Source organism: Paenibacillus sp. LHD-38 (assembly GCF_031157315.1).
Taxonomy (GTDB): Bacteria; Bacillota; Bacilli; order Paenibacillales; family Paenibacillaceae; genus Pristimantibacillus.
In genome coordinates, this window is the sequence record NZ_JAVIFU010000017.1 from 114,097 (window position 1) to 134,031 (window position 19,935).

A 19,935-nucleotide genomic window follows, 5' to 3' on the forward strand; every position below is an offset into this window, starting at 1 on the left:
TCCTCTTTACATTGCTTAAATTGTTGGGCACAATAAGGACTAGTCTATTCGTTGCATCGTCTACGATAAATGGAGGAATCACTGCATATGCGTTTAAGAGGAAGAAAAGGAATTCGGGAAAGTCTCGAGGGACAGCCGGAGCTAGTCGTTCTGGATGCTGCACCCCACAAAGGAAAATGGCATGAGTTTTTCGGAAACGACCAGCCTATATATGTAGAGCTAGGTATGGGTAAAGGCCGCTTTATTAGTCAAATGAGCGCCCGCTATCCGCATATTAACTTTATTGGCGTCGATATGTACGATGAGCTTCTGCGCCGCGCAAGCGAGAAGGCCCGCATCGTTTGGGAACAAAAAGGGGAGTCGCATCCGCCGAATCTCGCACTGCTTCGTGCAAATATCGAAGGCATCGAGACGATGTTTGCGCCAGGGGAGATTGAACGCGTTCATCTTAACTTCAGCGATCCGTGGCCAAAGAGCAAGCATGCACGCCGTAGACTTACACATCCAAGGCTGGTAGCCAAGTATATCGAGCTGCTAAATGAGCGCGGAGAGATTCATTTTAAGACGGATTCCCAATCGCTATTTGAGTTTTCTTTGAACAGCTTTGCGGAAATGGAACTGATCATGCGTAATATTTCGCTCCATTTGCACAAAGAAGGCCCCCGAGAGGACCTTGTGTTTACGGAATATGAGATGAAGTTTATGGAAAAAGGACAAAACATTTATCGGGTGGAAGCCGTTATCGGCTCCGAGGCGCTGCGGAAGCATCGCGAGGCGAAGCAAGAGAAATCGATCAAGGAAGAAGAAGAAGCAAACAAAGCTGATCTGAATGATTCCGATGACGAGGACAATTAGTTAATTCCTGCTGCCGATCCGACCCATGAGTAGTTGACCGCAAGGGCAGTCACCGATCCAATCAGTGCACCCGCGGCAACATCCGATGGATAATGCAGACCCAAGTACATCCTCGACCAACCGACAGATATACCAATGATTAGTGCTATCGGTACTAGAAAAGTCAGCCATAAGCCGCTTGTCAACAATATGGGAACAAGCCAAGCGAAAATCGCTGTCGTATGACCGGAAGGAAAAGACGAATCTACGAGCGGATTATGTCCGGTATTGACACCAGGCAGCGCCTGATAAGGCCGAAGCCGCTTGAATTTTCGTTTAACGATGGCAACTGGCAAGTGGCTAATGACGACGGCTGTCAAACATTGCCATCCAGTAAGGCTCCATGGAGCAGGTGCCAGCAGTGCATATAGAAGGGCGGTTGTGAGCGTAAAGTTGGCGCCGCCCATATGTGTGACCGTGCTTAACCATTTATTAAGGAAACGATGTCTTTTTCCCCCAGAAGGTCTCCGATTTGCCCAAATCAGCATTTTTTGCTCACTCGTTTTCAGCCAGCCTATCATTCGTTCCATCGCTGTCATCCTCCTAACGGTGGCTTACTTTTTATTTTCATTTGTTAGATATTTTTAATTTTAACATGTTTCTGTAAGCGGAGCGTAAACTATTTCTTGTCCCATTATTAAAGATAAGTAAGTATTATAACATTTAAAATACATTTTGTGTGGGTTGCGGCGGCAGGAGCAATTGCTTCTATAAAAGGCTAGGAATCCGCATGGAATATAGGATATAAATATTGATTGCGATTTCCTGTTTAATTATGTGCAGTTGATGGTAAAACTGTAATGGACATATTTTCGAACGTTCTGGCAGAACCCGTCGAACTTGCGAAAGCTGTCAGAAGAAAAGGCGTGTTCACCTGTTCGTCACAAAGTCGATATACAATTAAAGAAACATTTTCCTGTCTTTCCTCGTAAATAAGGACGTTAGTGCTAAAAAGTCAGCAAATGGTTGAAAATAAGGCTGAATCGTCGTAAAAGGAGGTAATGCGTTCATTGGTACGCAATGCAAGCGTTTTTCTGCCAAGATTAAGCCTAATGAAGACTAATTCAACTTTTGACAAAGAAGTTGTTTCTGTGGAGAATCAATAAAGGTCCGGGAGTGTTTGCAGAGAAACACTCATACAAAGAGAAAATATATAATAAAAAGCTTGCAGCAGCCGTAGCTCGGATGCTGAAACAAAGCAAAAAAATGGGGTCTTAAGGGGGCAGTATCGCATGGTTCTAAGTGTTATTTTTATTGCGTTGCAAATCGTGATGGCGTCAATTGCGGTTTACCAGTTCGGTATTTCGGTATTCGGCCTGATGAAAAACAAAAGCCGGAAGCACCACGCAGCTCAAAAATCGTTTGCGGTTCTAGTGGCAGCACATAACGAAGAAAAAGTGGTCGGCGCGTTAATCGAAAATTTGAAAAAGATGGACTACCCGAAGGAACTATACGATATATTTGTGATTTGTGATAATTGCACGGACGGAACAGCAGACATAAGCCGAAGTCATGGGGTTCATGCTTGCGAAAGATCGAACCAGCTTCTACGAGGCAAAGGATATGCGATTGAATGGATGCTTAAAGAGTTATGGGCTATGCCTCGCCAATATGATGCAATTGTCATGTTTGATGCGGATAATCTCGTAAACCCTGACTTCCTGCAACTGATGAATAATGATTTGTGCGAGGGACATCAAGTTATTCAAGGATATTTGGATACGAAGAATCCAGATGATTCATGGGTTACTGCTGCATACGGCATTACTTACTGGTACTGCAACCGACTATGGCAGCTTTCCAGAACAAACTTGAAGATGAGCAACTTCCTTGGTGGCACCGGAATGTGTTTTGAGTCGGCGCTTCTCAAAGACATGGGTTGGGGAGCGACAAGCCTCGTTGAGGACTTGGAATTCTCAATGCGCTGCGTGCAGCGCGGCGTTTATCCTGTTTTGAATTACGATGCAAAGGTGTACGATGAGAAACCGGTAACGTTCAAAGCTTCCGCTAGGCAGCGACTTCGCTGGATGCAAGGGCATTTCAACGTAGCGCGCAATTACTTTTTTCCGCTTCTTTGGGCAAGTATCAAGGAACGCAACTTTGTGAAATTCGATTCGGCTATCTACACCATTTCTGTTTATAACACCTTGTTTGGATTTATCTTGACGCTTGTTATGTGGATCGATATTGCGATTCCATCGACTAACTACTTGGATTCGCTTTATAACTATTTACCATGGTGGACGGTTGGAATCGCTGCGTTTGCTGGGATTATCCAATTCCCGCTTGCGCTTATGCTAGAGGGAGTAAAATCGTGGAAAATGTATGCTCATCTTCTTACGCTGCCGTTTTTCCTTGTTTCTTGGTGGCCGATCACGTTTTACGCTTTCTTCACTCAGAACAACAAAACATGGAGCCATACCCAGCATACCCGCGTCGTTCGGATAGAAGAAGTGCAAAGCAAATAGCTATTTGAAATCGGTTCTGAAAACAATTTCTGAAGCTGTTGACATGGCTCTGTGGGCCATGGTATAGTAACACGGTAACATTTTCAACTAACTTAATGACGCACAAGCAGAAGCACCCGCTTCTCACCTTTCGGCTAAGGCTGGCTGGTTCGCGATAATCGATTAGTCATTCCATTATTTCAACTGAAATGATGCTCTGACATACATGTACGGTTATGAGATGCGGGTTCTAGTGAACCCGCATTTTTTTATTGCGTGGAGACATGAAACAAACCATTTTTGGAGGTGGCACGTTATTAGCAGAGAACATCAAATCAATGATGAGATCCGGGCCAGAGAAGTACGCCTAGTAGGCGCTGAAGGCGAGCAAATCGGTATTAAATCGATTCGTGATGCTATGCAGCTAGCTGTTGAGCTTAATTTGGACCTGGTGAACGTCGCACCGACGGCTAAGCCGCCGGTATGCCGGATCATGGACTACGGAAAGTTCCGTTACGAGCAGCAGAAGAAAGAAAAAGAAGCTCGTAAAAACCAAAAGATCGTTGATCTTAAAGAAGTTTGGTTCCGTGCTAACATTGATGAAAATGACTACCAAACGAAATATCGTAACGTTGTCAAGTTTCTCAATGAAGGCGATAAAGTGAAAGCATCCGTCAGATTCCGCGGCCGTGAGATTGCACATGCGTCTCTTGGACAAAAGATTTTGGATCGTCTTTCAAAAGAGGTTGCCGAATTATGCAGCGTTGAGCGCGCTCCTAAGCTGGAAGGCCGGAGCATGATTATGATTTTGGCACCCAAAACCAACAGCTAACAACTGATGAAGAACTTTAAGGAGGATAACTGATATGCCTAAGATGAAAACTCACAGCAGTCTGAAAGACCGCTTTAAAATTACTGGAACTGGTAAAGTAAAACGTTACAAAGCTTACCGTAACCACTTGCTTTCACACAAATCCGGTCGTCAAAAACGCGTACTTGCTGGTCAACCGCTTATGGCTGCTGGCGACGTTCGTCGTTTGAAGCAAGGCCTTTCTAACTTGTAATAATAAGCTACAACAAATAAGCTAATTCAACCTACAGGAGGTTTCCATTCATGGCAAGAGTCAAAGGCGGATTTGTCCGCACTCGTCGTCGCAAAAGAATTCTAAAGCTAGCTAAAGGTTATTTCGGTTCGAAACATCGCCTGTTTAAAACAGCGAAGGAGCAAGTTGGTAAGTCCCTTATGTACGCATACCGTGACCGTCGCAACAAAAAACGTGACATCCGCAGACTGTGGATCGTTCGTATTAACGCGGCAGCTCGCATCAACGGACTTTCGTACAACAAATTCATGCACGGCTTGAAGCTTGCGGGCGTTGAAGTTAACCGCAAAATCCTTGCTGACCTGGCAGTTAACGATATGACTTCGTTCAACTCCCTTGCAGGTATTGCAAAAGAAAAAATTAACGCGTAGGCGTTAATCACATATAAAGGCTGTCCAAGTCATCTATCCGATGAGTTTGGGCAGCCTTTTTTGTATTGGCTTGGGGTATGTCTACTTCACTTTTTAAGCTTGCATGCGCACATTTGTTGCGGGCGAGGACAAACAAACAGACGGATGCTCTTTTCCTTGAATATGTTGAAGGACAACAGGAAAGGAGGGATTTCTATGCATAACGTTTCCAAACAAGACGTACGGAAACTGATCGGCAAATCCATTTATGCAGTTCGTCCAGACGGCTCTGTCGTCACTGGCAAGCTCGTTAAGGTTCACCAAAATAAACTGATCATAGCCCCATTAGAGAATGAAAAGGGAAAAGTCGTACAAACGAAAGCTATTTTGCCTCTCGTTTTGTTTGATCTTCTTGCAATCGGTACGCTTCCGTTCTTTGGCGGCGGCTTTGGTGGTTTCGGTGGCGGTGGCTGCTGCAACAACAACTTTAAAAAACAATGCTGCTACGACGGCGGCTATGGCGGCTATGGCGGTTATGGTGACGGCTACGGCAACCAAGGATACAACGGGTATTAATGGCAGCTAGATGATCATGGCGGGGTGAGCGGTTTAAGCAGCTCATAGCAGCGTAGATCAGGGTAGTAGCGGACGGTGTGATAGCCAAGCTTGCTATAGAGATGATGTGCTTTATCATTTACCTGATCCACAAACAGTCTGGCAACCTTGCAGTTCTGCGTTCTGCCGTAAGCCTCGCTATGAGCCATTAATTTTCTGCCCCATTGTCGATTTCGATGATCGGGATGCGTGACCATCATATCTAAATAAAGGACCTCACCCATTACTTCAAAATGAATGAAGGAGACAGGTGGGCTCTTCTTTGATAAGGATGCTACATAAGTAACGCCGCGGCGGAAGCGCTTAGGGAGCTCTCTGATCGTTTGGGCATCAAGCTGGTGCACCGTATGGGATAAAGGAATAAGCTCGTTCCGTATAAGGCGGACCACCTCGGCTTGATCCAGCCTGGGGTCATAAAGTCGAATCATATCCATCATTCCATTTCTGCGGCGCCGGGCGACAAGAACGCTGCATGAGTTTGCCGTTTGGGGGCTAAAATAGTATATGTGCATTAGCCTGTGAATGCGCCAATTAGAATTTGCAGGAAGAATCATTAGGGTTCTTGACGAACGAGGATTCACGGCATATAATAAAGAAAGTCTTATCTACCACGTACCGGTGTACGCACCATGTGGTAAATACAAAATCAGCAATGATGAGGACGAAGTGCTTAGGGCCCTTTTGAACAGAGAGCGGATGGATTAGCTGCAACCATCGCCAAAATCCCTTTTCTACGAGCTCACCTCGGAGCTGTTTCCTTGAAAAGCAACAACGAATGCTGTTGCCTAATAGGGGAAATCGCAAGGCAAGCGTTAAAGTGCCAATAGTATGAACGTATGTGCACGACGTTCTTACTTGTGGAGGTTATACATCGGGAGACGTATAACAAATTTGGGTGGTACCACGGAAGATATACCTTTCGTCCCTCGTTGCTTCTTTTTGAAGCATGAGGAGCGAAAGGTTTTTTTGTTTTTTTCTGAGAGGAGGATGACTGATGGTAACGCAAGGTGCAACACTGAAGTCAAAAGAGGAATTGAAGGAAAGACTCTCGAAGCCCGAGGTCATATCTGGTTCGGAAATTTTGTTAAGAAGTCTACTGCTTGAGGGTGTAGATTGTGTATTCGGCTATCCTGGCGGAGCAGTGTTGTACATTTATGACGCGATGCACGGAAACCCCGATTTCAATCATTTACTTACCCGTCACGAGCAGGGCGCTATTCACGCAGCAGACGGCTATGCCCGCGCAAGCGGTAAAGTAGGCGTATGTATCGCAACGTCAGGTCCAGGAGCAACGAACCTCGTTACGGGTATTGCAACGGCCTTTATGGATTCTGTGCCGTTAGTCGTTATTACGGGCAATGTCATTTCCAGCTTGATCGGAAGCGATGCTTTCCAGGAAGCGGACATTACGGGCATTACAATGCCGATTACGAAACACAGCTACTTGGTACGCGACGTTGAAGATTTGCCGCGTATTATTCATGAAGCATTCCACATTGCCAACACTGGACGCAAAGGCCCAGTATTGATTGACATACCGAAAGACATCTCGGCGGCTAAGACATTGTTTAAGCCATCAACTGAAGTGAGCATCCGCGGGTACAACCCGACGGTATCGCCAAACAAGAATCAAGTCGACAAGCTCATTAAGGCCATTGAACAAGCCGAGCGTCCGATTATCTTGGCAGGCGGCGGAGTTGTATACTCTGGCGGCCACGAAGAACTGTACGAATTTGTAACGAAGACACAAATTCCAATTACAACAACCTTGCTTGGTTTGGGAGCTTTCCCAAGCGGTAATGACCTGTTCCTGGGTATGCCGGGCATGCACGGAACCTACACGGCAAACAAATCGATACAAAGTGCGGATTTGCTTATCAATATCGGCGCTCGCTTCGATGACCGTGTTACCGGTAAGCTTTCAGGCTTTGCTCCGCTTGCAAAAATCGTTCATATCGACATCGATCCTGCGGAAATCGGCAAAAACGTTCCGACTGACATTCCAATCGTGGGTGACGTGAAGACCGTTCTGGAGCTTGTTAATAAGCAAGCTAAGCGTGCGGATAAAGCGGACGATTGGCGTGCGAAGCTTAAAGCCTCTTGCGAGCAATATCCGTTTAGCTACAAGGATTCTGAGGATGAACTGAAGCCGCAATGGGTTATCGAAATGATTCACGAGACAACAAACGGCGATGCGATTGTAACGACCGACGTAGGTCAGCACCAAATGTGGGCAGCGCAGTATTACAAATTCAACAAACCTCGTTCATGGGTAACCTCGGGGGGCCTCGGCACGATGGGCTTCGGATTCCCTTCGGCAATCGGCGCTCAAATGGCGAACCCGGAACGCGTTGTCGTTTCTATCAATGGTGACGGCGGAATGCAAATGTGCGCGCAGGAGCTTGCAATTTGCGCCATTAATAATATTCCGGTTAAAGTAGTCATCATCAATAACCAGGTGCTTGGAATGGTTCGTCAGTGGCAGGAGCTGATTTATGATAACCGCTACAGCCATATCGATCTCTCTGGCAGCCCTGACTTTGTTAAGCTATCCGAAGCTTACGGAGTAAAAGGCTTCCGCGCTACGAACAAAGAAGACGCGCGTGCGGTTTGGGAAGAAGCGCTCCGTCATCCTGGTCCGGCAGTTGTTGAGTTCGTCGTTCGCAAAGAAGAGAACGTGTACCCAATGGTTGCACAAGGAAGCACCATCGACGAAATGATCATGGGGGATGCGGAATGAAAAAGCACACGATCGCAGTAATCGTTAACGATCAGCCCGGCGTTCTGCAGCGCGTTTCCGGTTTGTTCGGACGCCGCGGCTTTAATATTGAAAGTATTACGGTTGGTTCCAGCGAAGAAGCAGGCTTGTCGCGTATGGTCATCGTCACCTCAGGTGATGACCATACCCTCGAGCAGGTTACTAAGCAATTGTACAAGCTGATCGATGTTATCAAAGTCATCGATCTTAGCTCTAATCCGATGGTGGCCCGCGAGCTTGCGCTTATCAAAGTGAATGCAGAGCCTGCAGCCCGTCCGGAAATTCTCGGCGTAGTTGAAACTTTCCGCGCGGCGGTAGTTGACATTGGCACTCATTCGCTTATGGTACAGGTTGTTGGCGACACGGAGAAAATCGATGCGATGGTTGAATTGCTCAAGCCTTACGGCATTCGCGAGCTTTCACGCACAGGCGTAACCGCTTTGAACCGCGGCAACGCAAAGTAGTCACTGATCTTATTTCGACATCCCGTTTTGAGCGGGAGTTTAAGGGGAGAACCGCTGCTTATGGGTCATTCTCTGCTTAAACACCCGCTCAAAAGGGTTAAATTAAAGGAGGCAATTATTAAAATGGCAGTTACAATGTACTATGAAAAAGACGCTGATCAAGGCGTACTACAAGGTAAAACAATCGCAGTAATCGGTTACGGCAGCCAAGGACACGCTCAAGCACAAAACCTTCGCGACAGCGGCTTGAAAGTAGTTATCGGACTTCGTCCTGGTAAATCCGCTGATGTTGCTAAAAAAGACGGTTTCGAAGTACTTACAGTTGCTGAAGCAACTAAAGTAGCTGACGTTGTTCAAATCTTGCTTCCTGACGAAACACAAGCGAAAGTATACAGCGAAGAAATCGCTCCTAACTTGAAAAAAGGCGCGGCTCTTATGTTCTCTCACGGCTTCAACATCCACTACGGCCAAATCGTGCCTAACGCAGATACAGACGTATTCCTAGTTGCTCCAAAATCCCCTGGTCACATGGTTCGCCGTACGTACCAAGAGGGCTTTGGCGTTCCTGGTCTAATCGCAATCGAGCAAGATGCTACTGGCAATGCTAAAGCAATCGGTCTTGCATATGCTAAAGGTATCGGCTGTACACGTGCAGGAGTTATCGAAACTTCTTTCAAAGAAGAAACAGAAACAGATTTGTTCGGTGAGCAAGCAGTTCTTTGCGGCGGTGCTTCCGCACTCGTTAAAGCAGGCTTCGAAACGCTTGTAGAAGCTGGATATGCTCCAGAAATGGCTTACTTCGAGTGCTTGCACGAGCTTAAGCTTATCGTTGACATGATGTATGAAGGCGGAATTTCGTCGATGCGCGATTCCATCTCCAACACTGCAGAATACGGCGATTATGTAACAGGTCCCCGTATCGTTACTGAAGAAACGAAAAAAGAAATGAAACGCGTATTGGAAGATATCCAATCCGGCCGTTTTGCTCGTGATTTCATCTTGGAAAACCAATCGAACCGTGCAATGCTTACAGCTACTCGCCGTAACGAAGCAGCTCACCCTATTGAGCAAACAGGCGCACAGCTTCGCGAATTGATGCACTGGATCAAGAAGTAATATCAGATAGAATGAACGACCATATCCCGGTTCGCCGGATCGCTATACGAAGCGGATTGCGTTTCGTACAGCGGCTCCATACGCGTGCCGGGATCATTCTGTTCACGGAGGTGCAATGCACAAATGCGGAAAATTTATGTTTTCGATACAACGCTTCGTGATGGAGAGCAATCTCCAGGTGTAAACCTTAACACGAAGGAAAAGGTAGAGATTGCCCTTCAGCTTGAGAAGCTTGGAGTGGACCGTATTGAGGCTGGCTTCCCAGCGGCTTCGCCAGGTGATCTTGCTGCGGTTAACGCGGTTGCGCGCGCAGTTAAGAATGCTACGGTAATCGGTTTGTCTCGCTCGCGCGAGCAGGATATCGATGCAGTGCGTGAAGCGCTTATCGGCGCGCAGGATCCGTGCATTCACGTGTTCCTTGCTACCAGCCCTATTCACCGCAAGCATAAGCTGCGGATGGAGAAGGATCAGGTGCTAGAAACAGCAGAGCGCGCAATTCGTTACGCGAAGCAATATTTTGACAAGGTAGAGTTCTCGGCAGAGGATGCCGGTCGTACGGAGCTGGATTTCTTATGCCAGGTAACGGAGCTCGCGATCAAAGCAGGAGCAACAGTCGTGAACATTCCGGACACGGTTGGTTATTTGAATCCGGTAGAATTCGGTAACATCTTCAAAACCCTGAAGGAAAACGTACCGAATATCGAAAAGATCCAGCTGAGCGCACATTGCCATGATGATCTCGGCATGGCGACGGCTAACGCGCTTGCGGCGATTTTGAACGGTGCGGATCAAGTCGAAGGTACCATTAACGGAATCGGGGAGCGTGCAGGCAATACAGCGATTGAAGAGATCGCCATGGCGCTTGCGACACGTCCGGATTACTTTGGTGCACGAACGACATTGAATCTGAAGGAAATCGCCAAGACGAGCCGCCTTGTCAGCAAGCTGACAGGAATGGTTGTTCCAGGAAACAAAGCTATTGTTGGTGCCAATGCGTTCGCGCATGAGTCAGGTATTCATCAGGATGGCATGCTGAAGGAAAAAACGACATACGAGATCATTTCACCAGAAACGATCGGCTTAAAAGAATCTAAGCTAGTACTCGGCAAGCACTCCGGACGCCATGCGTTCCGCGAGAAGCTAATCGATCTAGGCTATGAGCTTGAAGATGAAGCGGTTAACGCTGCGTTTGCTAAATTCAAGGATTTGGCTGATCGCAAGAAAACCGTTAGCGATGAAGATATTCTCGCTATGCTGGAAGAGAAGCTGATTGATACGCCTGAAGTATTCAGCTTGGAGACAATCCAAGTAAGCTACGGCAACCAATCAACGCCAAGCGCTTCCGTTCGGATCCGCAGCGCGGAAGGCGTAGTCGTTGAAGAGATCGCGATCGGCAACGGTTCCGTCGATGCGATATATAATGCGATCGACAAGGTTACCAAGGAAGCTGTGGAGCTTGAAGACTACTCGATTAAATCGGTATCGCAAGGCAAAGATGCGCAAGGCGAGGTGCATGTTGTTCTGAAGCAGGACGAAGTTTCTGCCCAAGGCCGCGGACTTAGCACGGACATCCTTGAAGCGAGCGCGCGCGCCTATATCGACGCGCTTAACCGTTTGATCGAGAAGCGCAAGACACCGGGCCGCCGTGATAAGATGAGCTTGATCTAGAGGAATGCGTAGTGAAGCCAAATAGGACAGTCCCGCATGGTCAATTTATGACCAGCGGGACTGTCCTATTGTCTTTTCTGTCCGCCCTTGAGGTCTTCGACTCGTAAATCTCATCTTTATAGCTTCAGTCTATAGAGTAAATAGATTTTATATCTTTGTAATCAAACCGTTTTTATGGTACAAATGATAATAGAATGAGAATGAGTATGAAAACTTGCTTTTCAACAGATACTTTCGGAAATGTTGAAGGGACAAGCTTAACTGAAAAAGAGGAGTGTTACATTTATTATGTCAGACGTAAAAAAAATTGCAGTTATTGCCGGCGACGGTATCGGCCCCGAGGTTGTTGGCGAAGCGCTTAAAGTACTCAAAAAAACCGAAGAGCTTTATGGCTATAAATTTGAAACGGAGCATGGCTTGTTCGGCGGTATTGCAATCGATGAGAAAGGAACACCGTTGCCGCAAGAAACGCTTGATCTTTGTAAAGGCGCAGATGCGGTTTTGCTTGGCGCGGTAGGCGGCCCGAAATGGGATAACAACTCGAAAGAGCTTCGTCCGGAAACAGGCTTGCTCGGCATTCGCAAAGCGCTTGGCCTTTTCTCGAATATTCGTCCTGCAACCGTGTTCGATTGCTTGAAAGAAGCATCGACTTTGAAGCCAGAAGTTCTTGAAGGCACAGATCTGATTGTTGTGCGTGAATTGACAGGCGGTATTTACTTCGGAGAGAAATTCCGTCGTGAAGGCGCTGGCGGCGAAGAAGCGGTTGATACTTGCGTATACAACGTGCAAGAAATCGAACGTATTGTTCGTCAAGCTTTCGATATCGCAATGACTCGGGGCAAACGCCTAGCTTCGGTTGATAAAGCGAACGTGCTTGAAACATCGCGCCTATGGCGTGAAGTAGTAAACCGGATCGCTCCTGAATATCCAGAAGTTGAACTGGAGCATGTGCTTGTTGATAACTGTGCGATGCAGCTGCTTCGCCGTCCTTCGAGCTTCGACGTCATCGTAACCGAGAATATGTTCGGCGATATTCTTAGCGATGAAGCGGCAATGCTGACAGGTTCAATCGGCATGCTCTCGTCTGCTTCGCTAGGTGAAGGAAGCTTCGGCTTGTACGAGCCGGTACATGGCTCCGCTCCTGATATCGCAGGACAAGGGATTTCCAATCCGATCGCAACGATTCTTTCGGTAGCGCTGATGTTCCGTCTGACTTTCGGTTATCACGAAGCTGCTGCGGCAATTGAAGCTGCGGTTAAAGAGGTACTTGATGCTGGTCACCGTACGGGTGATATTGCCGTAGATAAGAGCAAAGCAATCGGAACAACGGAAATGGGCGATTTGATCGTAGCAGCTCTTAAAAAGTAGTCTCCAGATTATAATTATTATAAATAAATATTTATTATAATATTGACTTCATTCTAGACTAGTGATACTATTTACTAGGTAAGTCACACAGATGAAGTGACGTAAACAATAAAAATTCATGGATAGGTATAGGAGGTTTTCTATTATGGCAGAGCGTTTGGTAGGCCGCCAGGCCCCAGATTTTTCGATGGAAACAGCAACAGGCGACGGTAAAGATTTCGGTACAGCATCTCTTGCGGATTACAAAGGCAAATGGCTTGTATTATTCTTCTACCCACTAGATTTCACATTTGTATGCCCAACAGAAATTACAGCGTTGAGCGTTGCAGCTGCTGAATTCAAGAAACTGGACACTGAAATTCTTGGTGTCAGCGTTGATAGCAAACATAGTCACCGTGCATGGATCAACACGCCGGTTAACGATAATGGCCTTGGCCAACTAGAATTCCCGCTTGCGGCTGACATCACGAAAAGCGTTGCTCGTGACTACGGCGTGCTAATTGAAGAAGAAGGTATCGCTCTTCGCGGCCTATTCATCATTAACCCGGAAGGCGAAGTACAGTACCAAGTTGTTAACCACAACAACGTGGGCCGCAGCGTTGACGAAACGCTTCGCGTATTGCAAGCATTGCAATCCGGCGGTCTTTGCCCTATTAACTGGAAACCAGGTCAACAAACACTGGTAGCAAAATAATAAATTCCGCACAGCAATAAACAAAACCCGCGCCATTACATGGCGCGGGTTTTGTTTGTATATGGGGTCGCGAGGCAGTTATTATAATAAGAAAGCAGGAATTTCGTTCATGCAAAGCGAATAAGGTATAAAGCCACAGGACATACAAGAAAACAACGTTAGCATACTTAACCGGTCGTTGATGCTTATGATGCAGGTTTGCTCGCAACCTAAGATGATGCTTACGAAGTAGGTTTGCATTCGCAAACCTCAGATGATGCTTACGAAGTAGGTTTGCATTCGCAAACCTCAGATGATGCTTACGAAGTAGGTTTGCATTCGCAAACCTCAGATGATGCTTACGAAGTAGGTTTGCATTCGCAAACCTTAGATGATGCTTACGATGCAGGTTTGCATTCGCAAACCTTTGAGGAGGAGTCGTCAATGAGTTTTTGCTGTGGAGCTAGCATGATTGGAACAAAGGGAACACTAAAGCATTTTCGGACGCATATACACAATGTGCCAATTATGTTTTGCCCGGTCTGTCACCGTGTAGATATTCATTATTTAATTGAAAATGAATATGAGATATTAGCCGAATATGCGCATGGCGATGGTGCAGCTGAAGTTGATTTTCAGGAGTATGTGGAGCAAGAAGGCAAAGCGCTGCTTGAAAATAGCGTAAATAACGAGAACGAAGATCCAATGGATGTCGTTCACAGTCAAATTGATATGGCACTTGATTTACTTAGCTTTGCTAAGCAAATTGAGGATACGGAATGGCAGCTTGTTCTGAAGAAGCGTCTGGAGATGCTGAACAACAGAAGGAATAAGCTTCGTCAACGCCGTACTTCCGTTTAGTTTATTTAAACACGAATGGTGAGCCTCCTTTTTGGGGGCTTTTCTTTTTTTTAAAATAAATGAAGATCTTCTCATAATGTACCCCCCGAAACCGGGCAGACAGAAACGAATCATACTAATAGTGAGGTGGAGCGGTTGTTACTTGTATTGTTCAAACGCTTTCTACGGAAGTCAGTTTCCGCCGAAGCTGCGGAGGATGAGCAGAAGCTTACTCCCGAACAATGTGTTGCTCGCATTCGTCAAGGTGACGAGCTGCTGCGCGAGCAGTTCATAGCAGACTACAAACCTTATATTATGAAAGTAACAAGTCGATTTTGCAAACGGTATATAGACCCGAATCGTGATGATGAATTCAGCGTTGCGCTGCTAGCTTTTAACGAGGCAATCAATCAGTTCGCGAGTCATGCAGGGAAATCATTTATCGGATTTTCTGAAACCGTCATTCGCCGTCGGCTTATTGACTATGTCCGAAAAGAACAAAGGCACTCAAAGGTCGTACCCTACAGCATGTTTGATTCAGAAGACGAAGAGCAGCCACAATATAATTCTGTCGAGACCAGACAAGCGATGAATTCATTTGAAGTCAAACGGACGGAGGATGAGCGACGGCTTGAAATACTGGAGCTTGACCATGAGCTTGAACGGTTTGGAATCTCATTTGCCGAGCTTGTTGAGAATTCGCCTAAACACGCAGATTCGAGAAGGCTCTTGATTGGTATTGCACAAACGCTTGTAAGCGAAACTCAGCTATTAGATACATTAAGGCAAACGAATAAGCTAGCGGTAAAAGAGTTAACGGAAATGTGCGGTGTTTCCCGTAAGACAGTGGAGCGAAACCGGAAATATATTATTGCCATCGCACTCGTTATTTCAGGAACATATCCATTCATGCACGATTATCTACATATTGCTGGCGAACATTTTGATACGAATAAGGAGGCAAGCAAATGAAGCGTGGAGTTGTGATGAGCATTCATAAGCAGCATGCAGTCGTTATGACGGCAGACGGGCAATTTTTGCAGGCCCCTATTCAAGGCACGCCGCAGATTGGTGAAGAGATTATTTTCGAAGAGGAGTATAGGAAGCCCCGTACAATTAAACCGGTTTATTGGTATGGCAGCGCTGCTGCTCTTATTATGGTGTTGTTCCTGCCTCTTCTCTTTATCATGCAGCGCGATGCGCATCCAGTGGTAGCGTATGTCAGCATGGATATTAATCCAAGCGTAGAGCTTGGCGTGGACGAGAATGAAAAAGTACGCGAGCTGCGCGCTTTAAATGAGGACGGCGAGCATATCATTAAAGGTCTCCAGTTCAAAGGTGTTAACGTAGAAACGGTAGCTGCTTCTATTTTGGAGAGGGCTAAAGTCTCACATTATCTCGACACGCCGAACAAGGATATTTTTATTACTAGCGTCCTGCTTGGCGATGCGTCTGCACTAAAACTCGATTATGAGAGTATTTTGACGGAAAAAGTCGACGAGACGCTTCGAGGTATGTTGACGCAGCTGGCTTCGGATAAGGTAAGCGCGAATATTACAACGATATCGATACCGAACGAGGTTCGTGAGGAAGCGACGGCAAACGGGATCTCCTCTGGTAAGATGGCCGTGTATCTAATGGCGAAAGAAGAAGGCTATAAGCTTGAAATAGAACAGCTGAAGCAGCAATCCATAGATAAATTAACGGAGCCAATCGGCGGAGTTAAAACAATTGTAGACAATGCGGAAGATAAGAGTAAAGAAAAGCTGAAGGAACTGGTCGCCAAGGAGAAAGCGGAAAAGGCTAAGCAAAAGGATGATAATAAGAACAGCGCGGTTAAGCCAGTGACTACCCCAAAATCGAATAAGCCCGTAAAAGCAGCTAAGCCTGAAAAGCCAACAAGCAGCGCATCGGCTAAACCGGGAGAAACAAAAAAGCCTGTAAAAAATGGAGCATGGGCCAATAAGCCTACGATAAGCCCCGGGAAAATAAATAAGCCTAATCGTCCGAATGTAGATAAGCAGGATGACAAGGATGATAATGACGAAGATAATGATGACCGTTGGAATGACTCCAATAACGATGATAATAATGATCGAGGCGACGATCGTAATCAGAATCAGGATGATAACGACCGGGATAACGACCGGTTCAATGATGATGGCAACAATAATGATGATCGAAGCGGCAGAAATAATGATCGATGGGACGACAAAGATAGTGATAGAAAGAGCAATGATAAACAGCGCGAAAAGGATTAACGGAATACCAAATGAGGCAGGCTGGCAAGGACAAAATTGGCTGTTTTTTTTTAGTAAAATGCATGAAAAAAGTAAGGGAGTAGGCGAATAGACTAAAGTCCTAATCGACAAGGGGCGATACTATTTGCCTATTTGCGTAACAATTTTCGACAGTATTTCCGATTGACAGCGATTGTAAACTCGCCCTATGATTAGTAGTAACTGTAACCGTTATCTATAGAGATATTGCCGGGGAGGAGTACATGATGTTAGCCATTCGAAAGCGCTATTTCCCGGCGCTTGCCGAGTATATTAGAAGTGGTAAGGAAGTATCATTATTCCATGCCAATGAGCTTGGCAAGGAGCTTTACGGAATAAACCCGGAAGAAATAATTGCCGTACACGAGGAATGTATACAATCTTTAGCCGCTAATGTCGACTCAGAGGAAGCTGTTAGATTATACAATCGCTCATTTGTTTTTTTGATGGAGATCATGGTTGCTTGCCGTTTTCGTTTACAGCCCGAACGATCAACCGAGCAGAAATTCTCTGAAATGCGAGAGATGCTTTTCAGGTCGAATCGATCATTCGAAAAGGTGAAAAATAAATACGAAAATGTGCTGCAGCACATGGACAGTGGAATCGCCTTGTTTGACAGCGATGGAATATTATCGTTTATTAATGTGCAAATGGCCAAGCTGCTCGATATTCCGCGCAAAACATTGATTGGCTGTACGATTAAAGAAGTTTTAAGACACAAGCAGCTCACCAGCAGCACGAAGAGAACGGTTCTAAGGCTCTATAAAGAAATGTTTCTCATGCACAGTAGGTACTATGAATTCCAGCACAAAGACGGCAAACATCTTTTAGTAACGGTTACTTACGGTGATCAATTAGATGGCGATTTTTTAATTAGCGTCAAGGATGTCTCGGAATACAAGCAAATTGAACAGACGGCATTGCAAAATGACAAGCTTGCTATGCTTGGTAAAATCGCAGCTGCAATTGCACATGAAATTCGCAATCCGTTAACGAGTATCCGCGGATTTATTCAACTGCTGCGGCCTTATTTGCTGGAGGTTGGCAAGGAAGAATATGCGCGTATCATTTTGACTGAAATTGACCGGGCAAACGATATTATTTATGAATTTCTAAATTCGTCCAAGCCGTCGGCACCCATGAAACAATTGGTGTCTATCGATCATTTGATAAAGGAAGTTGTTCTGCTGACGGAAAGCGAAGCATTGATGCGGAATTGCGAGATCAAGGCGGAATGTTATTGTTCTGAGCATCTTGTGTCGATCGATGTAAAGCAGGTAAAACAAGTGATTTTAAACATTATCAAAAATTCGCTTGATGCTATTGAAGAGGTACAGAGTGAACGAAGAGGCCTTATCGATATCATTACGCGAAGTAATGGACAGTTTGCGGAAATTATTATAAAGGATAACGGCAAAGGCATGGACAAAGCGACGATGAACCGGTTATTCGATCCTTTTTTCACGACAAAGCAGGCAGGGACGGGACTTGGTTTATCGGTAAGCTACCGAATTGTTCGCAACCACAATGGAACGATTCGAGTCGATAGCCAACCAGACATAGGGACGGAATTCATCCTTACATTGCCGTTAGCCTAATACGGAGCTGCACATGACACTAAAGACTGGGTTGATATAAAGCTCTTCTTCCGAAATGGAAGGAGGGCTTTTCACTTTTTTAACAAGGGAACGAGCGATAGAATATCTCCAATTATAAACATGGAAAAGTCGATAGGTGTTAGGTATAATGAGTTTGGAAAAAGATGTTGTTTGTGTTCAAAACGAATGGATGCCAATCCATTAAGAAAGCGAGGACATATAAATGAGCGTTCAATTTACATACGGGGTTCGGGGTACGGAGCAAGCGGCGGCAGACGCAGTTATTCGATTTGTCAGCAAAAAGGAACTCATTCAAGGGGATGCAGCTGCGCAAATCATACAGCCGCAAATCGATGATGCGCTTCGAGCGCTTTATGCCAAAGGATTATTTAAAGCGGATGCAGAGCAAATCGAAATTATGCCGACTTTGGGGCTTTATCCTTCATCGCATATCGTATTTGTGGGGCTGGAGCAGGAAGGCGGAGCAACGAGCCTGCGTCTTGCTGCAGCAGCTGCCGCAAAAGCGTTAAAAAAAATGCGCGCGGAGAAGGTCCAAGTACTGCTGTCGGAAGCCTTGTTGGAAGGAAAGCAGGCTAATCTCGGCGCCGAGCGTTCAGCCCAAGCACTGACGGAAGGCTTGCTGCTTGCGCTTCATGTCCGTCAGCCTTTGAAACGCGAGCACAATGAACGATTTACGCTGAAGGAGGTTGCTTTTGTACCGCAGGCTGCAGCAATCACGGCAGAAGACGCCGCATTGTGGGAGAAAGGCATAGCTAAAGGCAAGCTCTATGTGGAAGGAGTAAACTTAGCCCGGGATTTGACTAATCTTCCTGGTAATGATCTTACACCTGAACGTCTAGCGCATCATGCGGAGGAGCTTGCCCGTGAGCTCGATTTGGAAATAGAGGTTATCGACGAATGGAGCGCGGCAGAGCAGCGGATGGGCGGCTTGCTTGGCGTTGGTCAAGGCAGCATAAACCCGCCGCGAATGATCGTTATCCATTACAAAGGCGATCCAAGCTCCGATGAGGCTTGGGGATTGATCGGCAAAGGAATAACATTCGATACGGGCGGTATTTCCTTGAAACGAGCAGACGGGATGCAGGAAATGATCTCGGATATGGGCGGCGCCGCAGCTGTGCTTGGAGCGATGCGCGTTATTGGAGAGCTAAAGCCTGCCATAAACGTCATAGCAGTTATTCCAACCGCTGAGAATATGCCGTCCGACCGGGCTCTTAAGCCGGGAGATGTGCTGCGCATGATGAGCGGTCATACGGTTGAGATTGTGAATACGGATGCGGAAGGAAGATTGGTGCTCGCCGACGGACTCACGACTGCCATTACCAGAGGAGCAACGAAGCTGGTTGATGTAGCTACGCTGACGGGGGCGGTTTCGGTTGCGCTTGGCACCCAAGCGACAGGGGCAGTTACCAATCATGATGACCTTTTTAAGCAGGTACAATTAGCGTCGGAGCGGGCAGGCGAGAGAATCTGGCAGCTTCCATCCTATCCGGAGTACAAGAAACAGATTATGAGCGATGCTGCAGATTTAAAAAACAGTGGTGGCCGATATGGCGGAACAATTACCGGCGGGCTTTTTATCGGGCATTTTGCAGAAGGCTTGCCTTGGGTCCATCTGGATATCGCAGGAACGGCATGGCTGGAATCAAGCCGCGGCTGGGAGCCTAAGGGAGCTACAGGCGTTATGGTTAGGACATTGATTGAACTGATTGTTCACCACGAGTAAGCAGAGCGGAGAGGA

General features: G+C 46.3%; 19 protein-coding genes and 1 other annotated feature. Of the genes, 17 read left to right on the forward strand and 2 right to left on the reverse strand.

Annotation, left to right across the window (positions count from 1 at the left end; genetic code table 11):
• The first annotated feature begins 87 nt into the window (after positions 1 to 87).
• Positions 88 to 855 carry a tRNA (guanosine(46)-N7)-methyltransferase TrmB gene (trmB, locus tag RCO25_RS16455; protein WP_308997227.1) on the forward strand — a complete coding sequence of 256 codons (768 nt, stop codon included), beginning with the start codon at positions 88 to 90 and terminating at the stop codon, positions 853 to 855.
• Here trmB and RCO25_RS16460 read toward each other — a convergent pair.
• The gene (locus RCO25_RS16460) at positions 852 to 1,424 is read right to left on the reverse strand and encodes a phosphatase PAP2 family protein (RefSeq protein WP_308997228.1); all 573 of its coding nucleotides are present in this window, start codon (positions 1,422 to 1,424) and stop codon (positions 852 to 854) included. The two genes, trmB and RCO25_RS16460, sit on opposite strands and share 4 nt — an antisense overlap.
• A gap of 702 nt (positions 1,425 to 2,126) precedes the next feature.
• Between RCO25_RS16460 and RCO25_RS16465 the strand changes: the two genes are divergently transcribed.
• From RCO25_RS16465 to RCO25_RS16485, 5 genes are all read left to right on the forward strand, one after another.
• The gene (locus tag RCO25_RS16465; RefSeq protein ID WP_308997229.1) at positions 2,127 to 3,362 is read left to right on the forward strand and encodes a glycosyltransferase family 2 protein; all 1,236 of its coding nucleotides are present in this window, start codon (positions 2,127 to 2,129) and stop codon (positions 3,360 to 3,362) included.
• A 98-nt stretch (positions 3,363 to 3,460) separates the two neighbouring features.
• Positions 3,461 to 3,618 (forward strand) — a sequence feature (ribosomal protein L20 leader region).
• Positions 3,568 to 4,173: a translation initiation factor IF-3 gene (gene infC / locus RCO25_RS16470; RefSeq protein ID WP_374992120.1), complete on the forward strand. Its 606-nt coding sequence runs from the start codon at positions 3,568 to 3,570 to the stop codon at positions 4,171 to 4,173. Its footprint overlaps the feature before it by 51 nt.
• A 34-nt stretch (positions 4,174 to 4,207) precedes the next feature.
• Complete coding sequence (rpmI, locus tag RCO25_RS16475; RefSeq protein ID WP_053374531.1) at positions 4,208 to 4,405, forward strand: 50S ribosomal protein L35; 198 nt, start codon at positions 4,208 to 4,210, stop codon at positions 4,403 to 4,405.
• A 50-nt stretch (positions 4,406 to 4,455) separates the two neighbouring features.
• Complete coding sequence (gene rplT / locus RCO25_RS16480; protein WP_054028358.1) at positions 4,456 to 4,815, forward strand: 50S ribosomal protein L20; 360 nt, start codon at positions 4,456 to 4,458, stop codon at positions 4,813 to 4,815.
• A 195-nt stretch (positions 4,816 to 5,010) separates the two neighbouring features.
• Positions 5,011 to 5,370: a hypothetical protein gene (locus tag RCO25_RS16485; protein WP_308997230.1), complete on the forward strand. Its 360-nt coding sequence runs from the start codon at positions 5,011 to 5,013 to the stop codon at positions 5,368 to 5,370.
• A gap of 14 nt (positions 5,371 to 5,384) precedes the next feature.
• Here RCO25_RS16485 and RCO25_RS16490 read toward each other — a convergent pair whose 3' ends face one another.
• Positions 5,385 to 5,837: a GNAT family N-acetyltransferase gene (locus RCO25_RS16490; protein WP_308997231.1), complete on the reverse strand. Its 453-nt coding sequence runs from the start codon at positions 5,835 to 5,837 to the stop codon at positions 5,385 to 5,387.
• A 566-nt stretch (positions 5,838 to 6,403) separates the two neighbouring features.
• On the opposite strand from RCO25_RS16490, the gene ilvB reads away from it, so the two are divergent.
• The 11 genes from ilvB to RCO25_RS16545 all read left to right on the forward strand — a co-directional run bounded on the left by ilvB (position 6,404) and on the right by RCO25_RS16545 (position 19,920).
• Entirely contained in the window at positions 6,404 to 8,149 is a 1,746-nt protein-coding gene (gene ilvB / locus RCO25_RS16495) for a biosynthetic-type acetolactate synthase large subunit (protein WP_308997232.1), read from the forward strand.
• The gene (gene ilvN / locus RCO25_RS16500) at positions 8,146 to 8,631 is read left to right on the forward strand and encodes an acetolactate synthase small subunit (RefSeq protein WP_308997233.1); all 486 of its coding nucleotides are present in this window, start codon (positions 8,146 to 8,148) and stop codon (positions 8,629 to 8,631) included. The genes ilvB and ilvN overlap by 4 nt, the downstream gene beginning before the upstream one ends.
• 123 nt (positions 8,632 to 8,754) lie before the next feature.
• Positions 8,755 to 9,747 carry a ketol-acid reductoisomerase gene (ilvC, locus tag RCO25_RS16505; protein ID WP_183567566.1) on the forward strand — a complete coding sequence of 331 codons (993 nt, stop codon included), beginning with the start codon at positions 8,755 to 8,757 and terminating at the stop codon, positions 9,745 to 9,747.
• A gap of 123 nt (positions 9,748 to 9,870) precedes the next feature.
• Complete coding sequence (locus RCO25_RS16510; protein ID WP_308997234.1) at positions 9,871 to 11,415, forward strand: 2-isopropylmalate synthase; 1,545 nt, start codon at positions 9,871 to 9,873, stop codon at positions 11,413 to 11,415.
• Positions 11,416 to 11,703: 288 nt separating this feature from the next.
• Positions 11,704 to 12,783: a 3-isopropylmalate dehydrogenase gene (leuB, locus tag RCO25_RS16515; protein ID WP_308997235.1), complete on the forward strand. Its 1,080-nt coding sequence runs from the start codon at positions 11,704 to 11,706 to the stop codon at positions 12,781 to 12,783.
• Positions 12,784 to 12,928: 145 nt separating this feature from the next.
• Complete coding sequence (locus RCO25_RS16520; RefSeq protein ID WP_308997236.1) at positions 12,929 to 13,477, forward strand: peroxiredoxin; 549 nt, start codon at positions 12,929 to 12,931, stop codon at positions 13,475 to 13,477.
• A gap of 423 nt (positions 13,478 to 13,900) precedes the next feature.
• Entirely contained in the window at positions 13,901 to 14,317 is a 417-nt protein-coding gene (locus RCO25_RS16525) for a hypothetical protein (RefSeq protein ID WP_308997261.1), read from the forward strand.
• A gap of 135 nt (positions 14,318 to 14,452) precedes the next feature.
• Positions 14,453 to 15,268: an RNA polymerase sigma factor SigI gene (sigI, locus tag RCO25_RS16530; RefSeq protein ID WP_308997237.1), complete on the forward strand. Its 816-nt coding sequence runs from the start codon at positions 14,453 to 14,455 to the stop codon at positions 15,266 to 15,268.
• Entirely contained in the window at positions 15,265 to 16,557 is a 1,293-nt protein-coding gene (locus RCO25_RS16535) for an anti-sigma factor domain-containing protein (protein ID WP_308997238.1), read from the forward strand. The genes sigI and RCO25_RS16535 overlap by 4 nt, the downstream gene beginning before the upstream one ends.
• Positions 16,558 to 16,802: 245 nt before the next feature.
• Complete coding sequence (locus RCO25_RS16540; protein WP_308997262.1) at positions 16,803 to 18,173, forward strand: ATP-binding protein; 1,371 nt, start codon at positions 16,803 to 16,805, stop codon at positions 18,171 to 18,173.
• Between the two features lie 223 nt (positions 18,174 to 18,396).
• The gene (locus RCO25_RS16545) at positions 18,397 to 19,920 is read left to right on the forward strand and encodes a leucyl aminopeptidase (RefSeq protein ID WP_308997239.1); all 1,524 of its coding nucleotides are present in this window, start codon (positions 18,397 to 18,399) and stop codon (positions 19,918 to 19,920) included.
• The last annotated feature ends 15 nt before the right edge of the window (positions 19,921 to 19,935 follow it).

Bases quoted from the DNA above. Each gene is read 5' to 3' on its own strand.
- trmB (WP_308997227.1), top strand. From the start codon at position 88: ATGCGTTTAAGAGGAAGAAAAGGAATTCGGGAAAGTCTCGAGGGACAG.
- RCO25_RS16460 (WP_308997228.1), bottom strand. From the start codon at position 1,424: ATGGAACGAATGATAGGCTGGCTGAAAACGAGTGAGCAAAAAATGCTG.
- RCO25_RS16465 (WP_308997229.1), top strand. From the start codon at position 2,127: ATGGTTCTAAGTGTTATTTTTATTGCGTTGCAAATCGTGATGGCGTCA.
- infC (WP_374992120.1), top strand. From the start codon at position 3,568: ATGTACGGTTATGAGATGCGGGTTCTAGTGAACCCGCATTTTTTTATT.
- rpmI (WP_053374531.1), top strand. From the start codon at position 4,208: ATGCCTAAGATGAAAACTCACAGCAGTCTGAAAGACCGCTTTAAAATT.
- rplT (WP_054028358.1), top strand. From the start codon at position 4,456: ATGGCAAGAGTCAAAGGCGGATTTGTCCGCACTCGTCGTCGCAAAAGA.
- RCO25_RS16485 (WP_308997230.1), top strand. From the start codon at position 5,011: ATGCATAACGTTTCCAAACAAGACGTACGGAAACTGATCGGCAAATCC.
- RCO25_RS16490 (WP_308997231.1), bottom strand. From the start codon at position 5,837: ATGATTCGACTTTATGACCCCAGGCTGGATCAAGCCGAGGTGGTCCGC.
- ilvB (WP_308997232.1), top strand. From the start codon at position 6,404: ATGGTAACGCAAGGTGCAACACTGAAGTCAAAAGAGGAATTGAAGGAA.
- ilvN (WP_308997233.1), top strand. From the start codon at position 8,146: ATGAAAAAGCACACGATCGCAGTAATCGTTAACGATCAGCCCGGCGTT.
- ilvC (WP_183567566.1), top strand. From the start codon at position 8,755: ATGGCAGTTACAATGTACTATGAAAAAGACGCTGATCAAGGCGTACTA.
- RCO25_RS16510 (WP_308997234.1), top strand. From the start codon at position 9,871: ATGCGGAAAATTTATGTTTTCGATACAACGCTTCGTGATGGAGAGCAA.
- leuB (WP_308997235.1), top strand. From the start codon at position 11,704: ATGTCAGACGTAAAAAAAATTGCAGTTATTGCCGGCGACGGTATCGGC.
- RCO25_RS16520 (WP_308997236.1), top strand. From the start codon at position 12,929: ATGGCAGAGCGTTTGGTAGGCCGCCAGGCCCCAGATTTTTCGATGGAA.
- RCO25_RS16525 (WP_308997261.1), top strand. From the start codon at position 13,901: ATGAGTTTTTGCTGTGGAGCTAGCATGATTGGAACAAAGGGAACACTA.
- RCO25_RS16535 (WP_308997238.1), top strand. From the start codon at position 15,265: ATGAAGCGTGGAGTTGTGATGAGCATTCATAAGCAGCATGCAGTCGTT.
- RCO25_RS16540 (WP_308997262.1), top strand. From the start codon at position 16,803: ATGTTAGCCATTCGAAAGCGCTATTTCCCGGCGCTTGCCGAGTATATT.
- RCO25_RS16545 (WP_308997239.1), top strand. From the start codon at position 18,397: ATGAGCGTTCAATTTACATACGGGGTTCGGGGTACGGAGCAAGCGGCG.